General features: G+C 63.8%; 6 protein-coding genes and 1 pseudogene. 1 reads left to right on the top strand and 6 read right to left on the bottom strand.

The genetic code is table 11. The annotated features are described in order from the left end of the window. Positions 1–5: 5 nt before the first annotated feature. The 6 genes and pseudogenes from IPN47_16175 to IPN47_16150 form a co-directional block, all read right to left on the bottom strand. A pseudogene (locus IPN47_16175) lies at positions 6–3,144 on the bottom strand (type I restriction endonuclease subunit R). 252 nt (positions 3,145–3,396) lie between these two features. Further along, positions 3,397–4,794 (bottom strand): putative DNA binding domain-containing protein, encoded by a 1,398-nt coding sequence (locus tag IPN47_16170; protein ID MBK9409550.1) that lies wholly within the window; start codon positions 4,792–4,794, stop codon positions 3,397–3,399. Positions 4,795–4,965: 171 nt separating this feature from the next. After that, complete coding sequence (locus IPN47_16165; protein ID MBK9409549.1) at positions 4,966–6,711, bottom strand: DUF87 domain-containing protein; 1,746 nt, start codon at positions 6,709–6,711, stop codon at positions 4,966–4,968. Next, positions 6,663–7,805, bottom strand: a complete 1,143-nt coding sequence (locus IPN47_16160) for an SIR2 family protein (GenBank protein MBK9409548.1) — start codon at positions 7,803–7,805, stop codon at positions 6,663–6,665. Before IPN47_16160 ends, IPN47_16165 begins: the two co-directional genes overlap by 49 nt. A gap of 10 nt (positions 7,806–7,815) precedes the next feature. Continuing rightward, on the bottom strand, positions 7,816–9,129 hold the full coding sequence (locus IPN47_16155) for a restriction endonuclease subunit S (GenBank protein MBK9409547.1): 1,314 nt from the start codon (positions 9,127–9,129) through the stop codon (positions 7,816–7,818). Beyond that, on the bottom strand, positions 9,119–10,678 hold the full coding sequence (locus tag IPN47_16150) for an SAM-dependent DNA methyltransferase (protein ID MBK9409546.1): 1,560 nt from the start codon (positions 10,676–10,678) through the stop codon (positions 9,119–9,121). Before IPN47_16150 ends, IPN47_16155 begins: the two co-directional genes overlap by 11 nt. A 324-nt stretch (positions 10,679–11,002) precedes the next feature. Between IPN47_16150 and IPN47_16145 the strand changes: the two genes are divergently transcribed. Continuing rightward, a partial coding sequence (locus IPN47_16145; protein ID MBK9409545.1) for a carboxypeptidase regulatory-like domain-containing protein occupies positions 11,003–15,241 on the top strand: 4,239 nt, incomplete at its 3' end.

Genomic DNA, 15,241 nt, shown 5'->3' with positions numbered 1-15,241 from the left:
AACCGTTACACCCCAACCCACCCCTCCGACAACACCTCCGCCTGCTCAATCACCGTCACCGTCGCCTTCTCCTGCATGTCCGGCGGATATCCATACTTCCTCAGGATCCGCTTCACCAGCACCCGCAACTGCGCCCGCACGCTCTCCCGCATCGTCCAATCGATCGTGACGTTCTTCTTCACCGTCGCCACCAGCTCCCTCGCTATAACCGCCAGCTGCGGCTCACCCAGCACCTCCACCGCACTCTGATTGGCCGCCAGCGCGTCGTAGAACGCCACTTCATCGTCCGTGAGCCCCAACGCGTCCCCGCGCGCATTGGCGGCTCGTAAGTCTTTGGCGAGCTGGATCAGCGTCTCGATCACCTGCGCCGTCTCGATCGCGCGGTTCTGGTACTTCCGCACCGCTTGCTCCAGCAGCTCCGAGAAGGACCGAGCCTGCACCACGTTGCGCCGCCCGCGCGCCTTGATCTCTCCCTTCAGGAGCTTCTGCAGCAGCTCCACGGCGAGGTTCCGGTGCGGCATGTGCCGCACCTCGGCCAGGAACTCGTCGGAGAGGATCGAGATGTCGGGCTTCTTGAGCCCTGCCGCCGAGAAGATGTCGATCACGCCGTCGGCCACTACGGCCTTGGAGATGATCTGGCGTATGGCGCGGTCCAGCTCATCGTCGCTGCGCGTGACGTCGGCGTTCCCCTTCGCAAGCTGCGCGCACGGCCTGGAAGAAGCCGACGTCGTCGCGGATGCGGATGGTCTCAGGGTGCGGAACGCTCAGCGCGAAGGCCTTCCCGAGGTCGGTGACCGCCCTCAGACAGCGCTGCTTTCCCTTCCTCCTGCGCCAGGATGTGTTCCTGCGCAGGGGGAAGGAGGCCGAGACGCTCCGTCGCGCTCCCGCTCGTCCACTTGGACCAGTCGAAGCCGTGGAAGAGGCCGAGGCAGATCTCGTATTTCTCCAGCATCACCGCGACCGCTTCGTCCTGGTCGAGTGCGGTCTTCCCTGTCCCACCACTCTCCGTGTAGGTCGCCAGCGCCTTCTTGAGCTCCTCGGCGAGCCCGAGGTAGTCGACCACCAGCCCACCCGGCTTGTCCTTGAACACGCGGTTCACCCGCGCGATGGCCTGCATGAGTCCATGCCCGCGCATCGGCTTGTCGACGTACATGGTGTGCAGCGATGGCGCGTCGAACCCCGTCAGCCACATGTCGCGCACCAAGACGAGACGGAAACCGTCTTTCGGATCACGAAAGCGTCCAGCCAGTGTTTCTCGGCGCGCCTTGCTGCGAATGTGCGATTGCCACGGGAGCGGGTCTGTCGCCGACCCGGTCATCACGATCTTCATCGCCCCTCATCGTCCTCGTGGTGCCACGCGGGGCGCAGCGCGGCGATGGCCTCGTAGAGGTCCACGCAGATGCGCCGGCTCATGCAGACGACCATCGCCTTGCCGTCGAGCGTCTCGAGCCGGCTCTCGAAATGCGCGACGAGGTCGCGGGCGATGAGCTGGATGCGGTTCTCCGATCCGACGACGGCCTCAAGCTGCGCCCACTTTGACTTGAGCTTCTCCTTCCGGTCGACCTCCTCTCCCTCGGTCGCCTCCTCGAACTCCGGATCGATCTTCGGGCGCTCGGCGTCCTTGAGTTCGAGCTTCGCCAGTCGGCTCTCGTAGTAGATCGGGACCGTGGCCCCATCGATCACAGCGCGCTGGATGTCGTAGACGCTGATGTAGTCGCCGAAGACGGCGCGCGTGTTGGCGTCAGTTTGCTCGATCGGCGTCCCGGTGAAGCCGATGAACGACGCGTTGGGGAGCGCGTCGCGCATGTGTCGGGCAAATCCGTCGATGAAGTCGTACTGCGAACGGTGCGCCTCGTCGGCGATCACGACGATGTTGCGGCGTTCAGACAGGATGGGGTGCCGGTCCCCCTTTTCCTCGGGGAAGAACTTCTGGATCGTCGTGAACACCACCCCGCCAGAGGCAACGGCTAGCTTGGCGCGCAACTCGGCGCGATCGCTCGCCTGCGCCGGCGGTTGCCGCAGCAGCTCACGACAGCGGGCGAAGGTGGCGAAGAGCTGGTCGTCGAGATCGTTGCGGTCGGTGAGCACGACGAGCGTGGGGTTCTCCATCTGCGGGTGCAGCACTACGCGCCCGGCGTAGAAGGCCATCGTCAGGCTCTTCCCCGATCCCTGCGTGTGCCACACCACCCCCACGCGCCGGTCGCCCGGCGTCCCTCCCGGCTGCGGGCTCGCTGAATAGCGCCCGGTGGCGCCCGCGACTGCTCGCGGTAGCTGCGCCGCACGCAGCGTCTCCTCCACCGCCACGTTCACGGCGTGGAACTGGTGGTATCCCGCCATCTTCTTCGAGAGCTTTCCCGCCCCCTGATCCTCGAAGACGATGAAGTAGCGCAGCAGGTCGAGGAAGCGCCGGTGCTCGAACACGCCCTGCAGCATCACCTGCAACTCGGGGAGCGATCCGTCGGCGACCGTCTGCCCCGTGATGGTGCGCCACGGCTTGAACCACTCCTTCCCCGCCCCAACCGCGCCGATGCGCGCCTGCACGCCGTCACTGGCGATGAGCGCCGCGTTGTACGCGAAGAGCGCGGGCACCTGCGCCTGGTAGGTCTGGAGCTGCTGGTACGCGCTCCACACCGTCGCCTCTTCGTCGGCCGCGTTCTTGAGCTCGATCACCGCCAGCGGCAACCCGTTGACGAAGAGCACGATGTCGGGGCGGCGCGTGTGCTGTCCGTCGGCGACGGTGAACTGGTTGAGGGCGAGCCAGTCGTTGTTCGCGGGCTCGTCGAAGTCGATCACCTGCGCCTGCGCGCCGCCGATGGAGCCGTCGGGGCGGCGGTACTCCACCGGGACGCCGTCGACCAGAAGGCGATGAACGGCGCGATTGCGTTCGACGAGCGACGGGGCCTCGGTCCGCGTCAGCTTCCGGAACGCGTCGTCGATGGCGTCGGGTGGGAGCTTGGCGTTGAGGCGGGTGAGCGCGGTTCGCAGGCGCGCGTCGAGCGTGACGTCGCGAAAGGCGGGATCGGTGCGCTCAGCGCCGGGAATGCCGTAGGCAAGGTCCGGGGCGTGGGCGACGGTGTAGCCGAGGGCTGAGAGCCAGGCGAGGGCGGCGTCTTCGACGACGGACTCCGTGAAGCTGGAGTTCACGTCGGTTCCTCAGTCCGTTGCTCAGTCCGCGTCACGCCCAGATTCCCCCCGTGTCCCCGAACTGGCGAAACTGGACCGCCAATTCACCTTCGATTCTGCGCCGCTCATGGCGCATCGCAGCGAAGGTGCCAATCTCGGCTTTGAGCGCTCTTTGCACCATACTCTAGATCGGCACGGCCCAGCCCAACTCGGCCCAACTCGGCCCAACTCGGCCCAACTCGGCCCAACTCGGCCCAACTCGGCCAAGTGGCATCATGACAACAACTTCCAGCGAACCTGATTGGTGCGGCCAGAGAAGTCGACCAAGCCGAGTCGCTTCAACGCGGCCAACTCGCCCTTCACCTGCCGGGCTGTCACCGGCGGCTGAAGACGAGCTGCGATGTCGTGCCGAGACACGCCTGCTCGCTCTTGTGCCAGCAAGGCAAGGATGGCCCGCTGCACGTCGCTCAGGTCGATCCCAACGCGTAACGGTGGATCGTAGCGCCCCGGCCTGAACCGAACCAGAACAGCCCCCGCAATCGCCTCGATCTCCGGCCTCGGAAGCCCAGCCGCCGCCATCAGCTCCGACATCTTGAGCGTCCCCCGTCCCCACTGTTCGATGATCCCACGGCGATAGAGCACGCCAGCGATCAGCGGATTCCACGGCAGCGACTCGTGCGGATCATAGAGCGCTTCGGGCGTCAGCCCGAAGTGCAGCGATCCCGACGACGTCACCTCCAGCCGGTCATCATAGATCCCCACCGAAACAGAGCCCGCCGCCCAGGAGTACTCGCGATGGCAGAACGCATTGGCGAGCGCCTCACGCACGGCGAGCAGCGGGTACAGCGGTTGGTCGACCCGCTCGAGCCGTCCCGGCTCGATATGCCCCGCGATCGGGATCGACTCCAGCACGAAGCGTTCGGCCCTCCGCAAGAGGTCGAACACGTGGCCGCGAAACTGCCTATTGTCGAGGAACTCCGTGCGATCGGTGCCACGGAACCGAGCGACCTTGAGCAGACACTGCGGATAGTCGGTCTCCAAGCGTTCCGGACGACCGAACAGGACCGCCGCCGCGCGAAGCAGCGTTCCGGCGCGAAGCAATCCAAGCCCCTGCAGCAACTTCGCGGGATCGCGCGTTCCGGGATCCTCGAGACGGCCGCGACGAATCGCCTCCTCCACGGTGACGACGATCTCGTTCGTATCCAGGTCGGCGATCGTGAACGTCGACGCCGCCTCGATCTCCCACCGCTGCTCGCCGTGGAGTCTCTCGAGCAGGACGGTGTTGTACTCGTCGCGACTCAGTTCGTGATTGGTGCTGCCGATGCGACGATATGCGCGCCCGCGGTACGTGTACGGACGACTGCGCCCCCCGGCGACCGAAACCACGAGAACTTCGCGCCCGTGCGATACCGTCACGCGCTCGATGCCGGGGAAGGCAGGAGGATCGATGTGGTTCAGCTCCTGCACGAGTTGCTCGATGGTCTGGTCGCCGACGTCCTGCCCGATCACCGACCCATCGGGCTCTACGCCGATGAGGACCTTCCCGCCGCGATTGTTCAGCATGGCGCAGACGGTCTTGGCCACGTCGGTGCGTTGCCCGGTCGAGCGCTTGAACTCCAGCATCTCGGATTCGCCGGAGGCGGCGAGCGTGCTCACGATATCAGCGTCCATGCTGTGAATGCGCCGCAGTTCGGGCACTAAGGGGGCCGACGGATTCGATGCTGCAGGCGAGCGTCAGCGTTCGGTTTCGGTCGGTGTCGTCTGGCATGTGTCGAACGCCAGATGCTCCTGACCAAGTGTCAACAATCAGTCACCAACAACCAGGTCAGAGGTGCACCAGCCTTATCTACTTTGATAGCGCCAACGTCTCGCGACATCTTCGAGCTGCGCTGCAGTCATCGGGACATTCTGCCATCCTTGATCAAAGTCAACATCGTTGGATCTCGGTAGCTGGCTCGGCAACAAGTCGCGAATGACAATGCGGGACGGAAGCATCGCCGCTTGGCCGACGAAGATTGCCTCCTGCCGTCGCAGTCCCGACAGCATGCTAGTCAGGCCGCTCAGCGAGTCAGGTAGAATCGACTTCACGTGCTCTCTGTCGGTCCCGTTAGTGATGCGCAGCACCAACCATGAATTGCACTGAGACAGCACCGTGGCTTCGACTTCGCTCGGACGCTGGGACACAAGCAGCAGACCGATGCCGTACTTGCGACCCTCCTTCGCGATACGTCGAACCGCGTCTTGAGCCGCCTCGTACTGCGCCTCGCCGCTATTGGGTACATACCGATGCGCCTCCTCACAAACGAACAACACAGGATCGCACGCGCGCTCTTCCGGAGTCTGCCACACCTTAAGGTTGAACAGTGATCGCGCGATAGCAGCACTTGAGATTCCTGCTACCTCATTGGGGACACCCGAAAGATCAATGACACGCGGTTGCCTCTCATCGCCGAGAACGTTCTGAATGACGGCGGGGAAAGGATCCGAGCTTGCTCCGTTCCAATCAGCCATCAAGAACTGCAGGCGCGCGTCAGCGGCAAGCACTTCAAGCTTCTGAAGAATTCCGTTGTGCGAGTCTTGCTTGCTCGCCGTCAAGAGGTTCTTCTCTGCTTCAATCAAGCTTCGCAGCGTTGCCAACTTGTAAGGAACCGGTGAATCGACCGTGATGCCCGCCTTCTTCAGGCCAAGAACATCGCAACCCTCGAGTCGCGCCTCGAGAAGCGCCTTCTTGACTATGTTCGCCTGAGACGTGGCAACGAACTCAGTCTTGCCGACCACAAGCGCGATTGTCTCCTGGAAACTAAGCAGCCAATAGGGAAGCGAGAGACTTCCATCATCTGTTGACAGACGTGAGTGCGAAGGAAACGCCGCTCCGTACTCGTTATGAGGGTCCAGCACAATGATCCTCGGGCACCATGTCGAATGCGGCGCGTCCAGCCCCCTATCAAGCACGCTGTGAATAATGGCGGCTACTGCCGAGGACTTTCCCGCTCCCGTAGAGCCCAAGACGGCCGTGTGTTTTCCAAGTAGCTCATTCATCTCTGCATAGCACGGTGCTCCGCCGGAGCCAACGTGCTCTCCGAGACGAATGACTACCTTCCCATCTGTGGCACCATAGATCGCTCGCAACTCCGCCTTCGGAGTGAGATAGACGAGCTGCTGTGGAAGCGGGTACGTCGTAACGCCTCGTTCGAAGCGGAGGTGCGGTGCGCCGTTAGACTCTCGGGTCCACTCGCCCTCGCCGAAGAGGTCCGCCTCTACAATGCGCTCGTCGGCACTGGATGTCGTACTGAGGCCCCGTTCGGCGTCATATTCGGCCTTCATGCGAAGACGCGAAACGAACGCGTAGATCAAGCGACGACCGAAGTGCACACGGAGAATCGAACCAAATTGACCGATGGGGTAGATCTCACCTTCGAATAGGCGAGACAGTTCCATCAGTCCCCTGTCCAGTTCAGCGACGATATGAGAGCCGTCCACTTCAATGATTCTACCGATGGCAAGATTCGCGATCGGTTCCCCTGGCAGGCGCTCCGCGTTCACCTTTCCCCTCCAAGCAGACGTGTAAAGACCTCGAATTGCCACCATGGGAGATCGGTGTCTACCGTCAGCGAGCGGCCGCCATGAAAGAATCCTCGCTTCGCGTACACCAAGACTCGGTCCCGAATAGCTGGCGAGTCCAGCCACTGCTTCACTAGGCCGGTCGGCTGATCCTCGCTCGTGAGAACGAGAACGGTGAGACTGCCAGCAGACTCACCTAGCGCTCTGTCGAGTTCGACATTGATGTGCGCGTCACCAAAGCTATAGCCACAGATTGTGAGCACACGCTGCTCTCCAAAGTTCGGGCGCAAAACGCTTCTCGCTCGTGCCAAGATCTGAGCGTACGGATCCAGCTGGGTTTCACGGTATTTGGTCGACGCGGGCCAGATGAGGATTCGACGGGAGCTAGCATCTCCGCCCTGAACGAAGGAACCGATGCGGCGAGGCAGCACATCCTCGCCCTGTTCGACCCAGTCAATTGACCCGTGCAGCTTGAGCACACGGGCTCCGAGGCCCTCTCGGTCAAATACGAGCGGATTCCACCAACCGGAGGCGCCCCCGTCGATACCGTCCGCGTAGGGAATGCGCTCGAATGCAAGCGCATCCTCAAGCACCGTGTCGTAGTTGAGTACAAGATAGTCAACCACTCCAGTGGATCGCCCATCTCGCGTGTTCCGGTGTGTAGCGCGAACGAAGGATCGATGCGTCTCAATCGTACGCTTCTCTCCGATGATGGCAGAGATGCCGAGCTTGATCTTGTCTATCGCCGTCTGCAAGAGAGCACCGTCATAGTCCACGCCTCCGACATTCACCGTTCTGATGCTGGACGCACGGGCATCACGCCTCTGTGTGATTGCATGCAGATCAACGATCTCGCTGAGGAAGTCCTCGAAAGTAGCGTTACTCGCGTCGGCAAACTGCGTGCGCACGGCATTCAGCAACTGCTTGCTTGGCTCATCAAGTGATGCGCTCTGAAGAAGCTCCTCAGTGAGTTCTGCGGTCAGAGGAAGTCCGGCGCATCGGCTGCTGCCGGCGCCGAGCAGAAAGCACTTCTGTCCGTGACCTATCAGGTTGTCCAATCTGTGAAGGGCGTCTGCTAGCTCCGGCGCTCGAAGCGCTGCGAGTGCTTCAACTTGAGTCATGATTCAGTTGTTAGGGCACCTGCAATGGTGTCATCGCGATAGAACCGGTCATCAGTCTTGGCAGCAGCATTTCCCTCAAGCCCGCTAGAATCTCGGATTCGTACTGGGCGTCCTGCGCTCGCAATAGGACATTGCCAGCTATCTCGTCGAACTTCTGAACGAGTGCTCGCGGCGGTTCGCAGAACCGAAAGCTGGGAATCGCCTGACTCCCCAAGTGCAGTACAGTGGTTCCCCTTGTGTGTGAAAGGGAGTGCGACACGAAGGCGGCGTCTCTGCACAGAAGATAGAGATATGATCGTGTCGTCATCCGATCTCGCGGTCGCACAATCATCGTGTCCTGAGACGCAACCAGTGTCCGAAACCTCGATGTCTCCCGAACCATTGCCGCACGCCCAATGACGTCTGCCGATTGGGTCACGTCGGTACAGGCAATGAGGATCTCACCAGGTTGAACGACCTGCGTGCGCTTGTACTGGCCAACGAATGGCTTCAGTCCGTCGGCGCGATATCCTCCGCCTCTTGCAAACGACTTGAGAGTCACCAACGCGGTGTCAGATTCATTCAGCTCCGCTGATTTGTAGGACCGCCCCCGAGTGAAGTCCGCGATTTCGTCGAGCGCCCGGACTGCCCAGCCGACAGGAATCGCTCCGAGGTGTGACTCCTCAAACTCATTCGGAAACAGCCCCGCAATCTCCTCCGGCAACCCCGTCTCCCGTCCCTCCGCCTTCGCCCGTACCGGATCGAAGTCCACGAACCACGACTTGAAGAGCGCCCGCGCCATCGCCTCCAGCGTCTCGCTCATGCGGCGGTTTAGTTCGATCTTCGCGGAGAAACTGAAGTAAGAATCTCCGATGAGCTGCTGCTGATCGCTCGGAGGAATCGGAATCATCAGTCGATCGAAATCTGACTTCTTCAGATGTGGAATCATCGTACCGACATGCAGCTGCCCAATTCGCTCCTGAACCACCTCCGATCGAAGCGCGGCCAGCAAGTAGCGAGGATAGACTCGGGCCGGATCGGCACGGACCGCGACCATGTCCTGCGCTATGCAGAAAGTGACGGGGTCCGGAACCAACGCGACTCGACCAGGCGTGCCTTTGTTCACGAAGAGGATATCACCCGGCAGCGGGTGACCTCGAAACCAACTGTCGTACGTCTCTTGAGAAACGAAGCGCACCTTCTCATACGAGGGATACAGGCGCGCGTTGTCGATGCAGTTCGTTGCGATCAACGGAATACCCGAATCCGATGTGGGGCATGTCCGTCCCCTGTTGTCAACGACATGCGACAGAAGTTGCGAGAAAGGCACTTCTTCAGTGCCCATAGCCGAGCCTCACAATCGCTGACACAATCTCCGCATCCAACCGCGCCCCCTCGTTCATCTGCTCGCGCAACGTCGCCACCAACTCCTTCATCTTCTCCTCGAACGCCACTCCATCCTCCTCCACCACCTCCGCCCCCACATACCGACCCGGCGTCAGCACATGCCCGTGCTTCCGCATCTCGTCGCGCGTCGCGCTCTTGCAGAACCCCGCCACGTCCGCATACGCGCCACCGCCCGGATCGCCCCGCCAGGCATGATACGTCCCGGCGATCCTCGTTAGGTCCTCCCCGCTTAACTCACGATGCGTGCGATCGACCAGCGCCCCCATCTTGCGCGCATCGATGAACAGCGTCTCTCCCCGTCGATCGCGAAACCGCCCGTTCTTCTTGCTCCGCGCCATGAACCAGAGACAAACCGGAATCTGCGTCGAGTAAAAGAGCTGCCCCGGTAACGCCACCATGCAATCAACGAGATCCGCCTCCACGATCGCCTTGCGGATCTCCCCCTCCCCCGACTGGTTCGACGACATCGAGCCGTTGGCCAGCACGAATCCCGCCACGCCGCTCGGCGCCAAGTGATGGATGAAGTGCTGCACCCACGCGAAGTTCGCGTTCCCCGCCGGCGGCACGCCGTACACCCAGCGCTTGTCGTCCTTCAGCAGTTCACCACGCCAATCGCTGTCGTTGAACGGCGGGTTGGCGATGACGTAGTCGGCCTTGAGGTCGGGATGCCGGTCGTTGTGGAAGGTGTCGCCGTGGCCGATCTGCGCGTCGATCCCGCGGATGGCGAGGTTCATCTTCGCCAAGCGCCACGTCGTGTAGTTGGACTCCTGCCCGTAGATGGAGATGTCGCCGAGCGTACCCTGATGCTGCTCGATGAACTTCTCGCTCTGCACGAACATCCCGCCCGAGCCGCAGCACGGGTCGTACACGCGCCCCTTGTACGGGGCGAGCATCTCCACCAATACGCGCACCACGCTCGACGGCGTGTAGAACTGCCCGCCGCTCTTCCCCTCGGCGGATGCGAAGCGCGCCAGGAAGTACTCGTAGACGCGCCCCAGCGTGTCTTTCGCCTTGTCGGCCGCGCTGCCGAGCGCGATGTCGCTGACGAGGTTGATGATCTGCCCGAGCCGCTGCTTGTCGAGCCCCGGACGCCCGTACTCCTTGTTGAGCACCCCCTTGAGCGACGGATTGTCGCGCTCGATGGCGTCCATGGCATCGTCGATCAGCTTCCCGATCGTCGGCTGTGGCGCCATCGACTTGAGGTACTGCCAGCGTGCCTCGGGGGGGACCCAGAAGATGTTGTGGGCGCGGTACTCGTCGGGATCTTCCGGATTGGCCCCGTCGGCCGCCTGCGCCGCCAGCTCCGCGTGCTTCGCCTCGAAGGCGTCGGAGATGTACTTGAGGAAGATGAGCCCCAGGACGACGTGCTTGTATTCGGCCGCGTCCATGTTGTTGCGCAGGGCGTCGGCGGCGGCCCAGAGCTTGGCTTCGAAGCCGAGGTTGGCGGAGGTGTCGGTCTTCTTGGAGCGGGTGGATCGCTTGGCCACGAGGGTGCCTGCTGAGTGGGTCTCGCCGTCCAACGCGGACGGCCTCAGCGGCTACGGTAACGAGGGGGGCAGACAGTGGCCAGCGTGTGGCAGGTGAGCGACAACCCGTCTCGCGCCTCTGGGATGTGACGCACGGCTGACGCCGCTGAATGCATCGTTCGCCACGAAATCTCGGACGGGAGAGCCGTCCGGATAGCCGTTGGAGCTGCGACGATGTGCCGATCACAATCCCTGCGAGTTTCTGCGACTTTCGCCCTGGCGGTCGCCCTTTCTGTTCTTTCGGCGTGCGGTGGCGGTGGTGACAAGGGTGGCGCCACCGGCGGCGTGACCAATCCCCCCGCCCCTCCCCCCCCGCCCCCTCCACCACCTCCAGCGCCGACCGCCACCAAGCTCGTTTTCAGCGCCGTCCCCGACCGCATCGTGGCCGGACAGGTGGTCGCGCCGAGCTTCGAGGTACAACTCCAGGATGCAAGCGGTGCGGTCATCACGAGCGCGACGACGGCGGTGACACTCGCGCCGGCGCCGGGCGTCTCCGGCGTCACCCTGGCCGGCACGACGACGGTGACCCCGGTCAACGGTCTGGCGACGTTTTCCAACATCATCGTCAACGGCGCGGCGCCCACCTTTTCGTTGACGGCTTCGGCAACCGGCCTCTCCAGCGCGTCGACGCCGACCGTACCGTTGGTGCCGACCCCGGTCGTCTTCGACTCGACCAAATCCAAGCTCGTCAGCGATAGCGGTCAGAGGGCAGCAGGAACGTACGTCTTTCAGGTCGCCGCCAACGAGCCGACGCCAGCGCCCGGAGCGGTGCTCGCCGGCACCGAAGCTGGCGGCTACCTGCGAAAGGTCGTTTCGGCCACGCGATCCGGGAGCACGCTCACCGTGCAGACGGCGGAGGCATCGCTCACGGACGCCGTTCAATCGGGGCGATTCTCGGACGCCGTCACCCTCGACCTCGCCAACTCGAACATCTCGACTGGTGTCAGCGGCATTCGATGGGGCGCGACGGCCCTGCAGTCCGCTGTCCCCGGAGTGGTCTACAATGCCACCGACGGTCAGCTCGAGTTCGACAACGTGGTGCTCTGGGGCGACTCGCAGAACGGTCTGTTGATCAAGGACGGGCGGTTGAAGTTCTCTCCGCGCCTCGCCTTCGGCGCCGAGTTGAAGAACTGGAAGCTGGATTCGCTCGAAGTGGTGGCCTCTGGCGTTGCGAACTTCGACGCCACGCTCGCCCTCACGATGAACCGCTCCTACCCGCTCTTCGCGTTCGAGAAGCAGCTGTTCACCTTGAGCAAGCCGTTCGTCGCGTTCATCGGCACCTGGCCCGTCGCTGGTCGCGTGAAGCTGAACTACGTGCTGACAATGGATGCCGACGTCTCCGGCGCAGTCGGAGTCAACGCCGGTTTCACGAGCCAGGCCACTATCAAGGCCGGCGCGCGATACCTGCGCGGGAACTGGGCCTCGCTCAGCAACGCAACGGCCGCCTTCTCGCCCTCGCTCACGGCGAACGCCACCCTCGCCGCATCGGCCAAATTGGGCGCCAAGGTCGAGGCCGAGCTCATCCTGTATGAGGTGCTTGGGCCCAAGGTGTGGGCGGAACCGTTCATTCGCGCGAGCCGCACCATCTCGAACAACTCGTACAAGGACGAATGCAGCAGTGCGATCGACGTCGGACTGCAGTTCAACGTGCAGATCTTCTCCTGGGCGCTCGCCCAGTGGACCTATCGTCCCGCCGATCCGTTCTTCCAGACGAAGTGGCCGCAGTGCAATGGCAGCGGACCGCTCGTGACCCAGCAATTGCGGCTTGTCATCGACGACGGCAACAACCAGTCGGGTCCCCCCAACTCGGCGCTCCCTCGATCACTCGTCGCGCGGGTGTTGGATCAGAACAACGCGGGCGTCGCTGGCATTCCGATCAGCTTCACGGTGGCGACCGGGGGCGGTACGGTCGCACCTGCGTCGGTACCGACCGGCGTCGACGGCCGTGCGCGTGCCACGTGGACCCTCGGTGGAAGCGTGGGCAACCAGTCAGTATCGGCCACAACGCTGTCGGTCCCTGGGACGATCCTCTCCTTCGTTGCCTCGGCGGTTCGTCCCACGGGGGATGTCGCCGGCACCATCGTGAACGCCGCCACCTCTGCGCCGCTTGCGGGGGCCGACATCGAGCTCGCGCAGGGTGCATCCATCATCGCCATCGGCAAGTCGCTTACGGACGGCACCTTCCGCATCACGGGCGTCCCGACCGGCATCTACACCCTGACAGCGCGAGCGGCAGGGGTCACGTCGGCGAGCGTGCCTAACGTCGATGTCAAGATCGCCACGAACAGCGTTGGCACGATCCGCTTGCAGCCGGTACAGCAGGCCGGCAACCTCGGCGGATCCGTCACAAACTCGAGCGCCGTACCCGTCGGCGGTGCGATCGTCGAGCTGCGGCTCGGAGCGGGGGTGGTGAGCGGGACGCCCATCGCCACCGACACAACGGTGGCAACGGCCACGCCAACTCGTCAGGCAGGCGAGTACCGATTCAATGCGATCTCCGCAGGGACGTACACGCTCCTGGTGCGGCGCACCGGATTCCCGAACAAGACGGAGAGTCCGGTGCAGGTTGTGGCGAGCACCAGCAACGTGAGAAACGTGCAGCTGACGTCGACCACTTCTTCCGTGACGGTAGCCCCGACGTCGCTCTCGCTCGCAGTCGGAGCCTCAGCGACGCTGACGGCGACAGCGCGCGACGCCATCGGGAGTGCGATGAGCGGTCGTACGGTTACGTGGCGGAGCAGTAGCCCGTCGGTCGCCTCGGTCAGTTCGAGCGGAGTTGTCCTGGGACTTGCGGCCGGTCAGGCCTCGATCACGGCGACCGTCGATGGCATTTCCGGCAGCGCGCAGTTGGGCGTCGTTAACTCCTGTGCGGCCGGAACGGAGTGCGAACCCAACAACACCGTCGCCACCGCCACGCCGCTCGCGAGCGGCCAGACGCTCACGGCCGCCCTCAGCGCCGCCGGCGACCGCGACTACTTCCAGCTCGGCCTGGGCGGGGCCAGCAACCTCACGGTCTCCCTCACCCTGCCGGTCGCACTCACCGGCACCGGCCGCGTCAACATCTCGCTCCTCGACGCCAGCGGCCGCGTCCTCACCTACGGCTGTACCGCCGCCAACGGCACCACGGCGTCGCTCACCTTCACCAATGTTCCCCAGACCGCGTACGTCATGGTTGGCAGCGAGACCTACACCGGTACCAGCTGCAACTATCTCAGCAACTCCAGCCTCACCGTCGGCGCCTACTCCATCAGCCTGACCGCGACCCAGATCGGCGGCGCCGGGCTCGATCCCATCTTCGAACCCAACAACACCATCGCCACCGCCACGCCGCTCGCGAGCGGCCAGACGCTCACGGCCGCCCTCAGCGCCGTCGGCGACCGCGACTACTTCCAGCTCGGCCTGGGCGGGGCCAGCAACCTCACGGTCTCCCTCTCCCTACCGGTCGCACTCACCGGCCCCGGCCGCGTCAACATCTCGCTCCTCGACGCCAACGGCCGCGTCCTCACCTACGGCTGTACCGCCGCCAACGGCACCACGGCGTCGCTCACCTTCACCAATGTTCCCCAGACCGCGTACGTCATGGTCGGCAGCGAGTCCTACACCGGTACCAGCTGCAACTATCTCAGCAACTCCAGCCTCACCGTCGGCGCCTACTCCATCAGCCTGACCGCGACCCAGATCGGCGGCACCGGGCTCGACCCCATCTTCGAGCCGAACAACACCATCGCCACCGCCACGCCGCTCGCGAGCGGCCAGACGCTCACGGCCGCCCTCAGCGCCGTCGGCGACCGCGACTACTTCCAGCTCGGCCTGGGCGGGGCCAGCAACCTCACGGTCTCCCTCTCCCTGCCGGTCGCACTCACCGGCCCCGGCCGCGTCAACATCTCGCTCCTCGACGCCAACGGCCGCGTCCTCACCTACGGCTGTACCGCCGCCAACGGCACCACGGCGTCGCTCACCTTCACCAATGTTCCCCAGACCGCGTACGTCATGGTCGGCAGCGAGTCCTACACCGGCACCAGCTGCAGCTATCTCAGCAATTCCAACCTCACCGTCGGCGCCTACTCCATCAGCCTGACCGCGACTCAGATCGGCGGCGCTGGGCTCGATCCCATCTTCGAACCCAACAACACCATCGCCACCGCCACGCCGCTCGCGAGCGGCCAGACGCTCACGGCCGCCCTCAGCGCCGCCGGCGACCGCGACTACTTCCAGCTCGGCCTGAGCGGGGCCAGCAACCTCACGGTCTCCCTCTCCCTGCCGGTCGCACTCACCGGCCCCGGCCGCGTCAACATCTCGCTCCTCGACGCCAACGGCCGCGTCCTCACCTACGGCTGTACCGCTGCCAACGGCACCACGGCGTCGCTCACTTTCACCAATGTTCCCCAACCAGCGTACGTCATGGTCGGTAGCGAGTCCTACACCGGCACCAGCTGCAGCTATCTCAGCAATTCCAACCTCACCGTCGGAGCCTACTCCATCAGCCTGACCGCGACTCAGATCGGCGGCGCTGGGCTCGATCCC

It is taken from the genome of Gemmatimonadota bacterium, assembly GCA_016719105.1.
In the GTDB taxonomy this organism is placed as follows: domain Bacteria; phylum Gemmatimonadota; class Gemmatimonadetes; order Gemmatimonadales; family Gemmatimonadaceae; genus SCN-70-22.
Note: the sequence above shows the minus strand (reverse complement) of the source record. Positions and strands in the feature narration are given on the sequence as shown.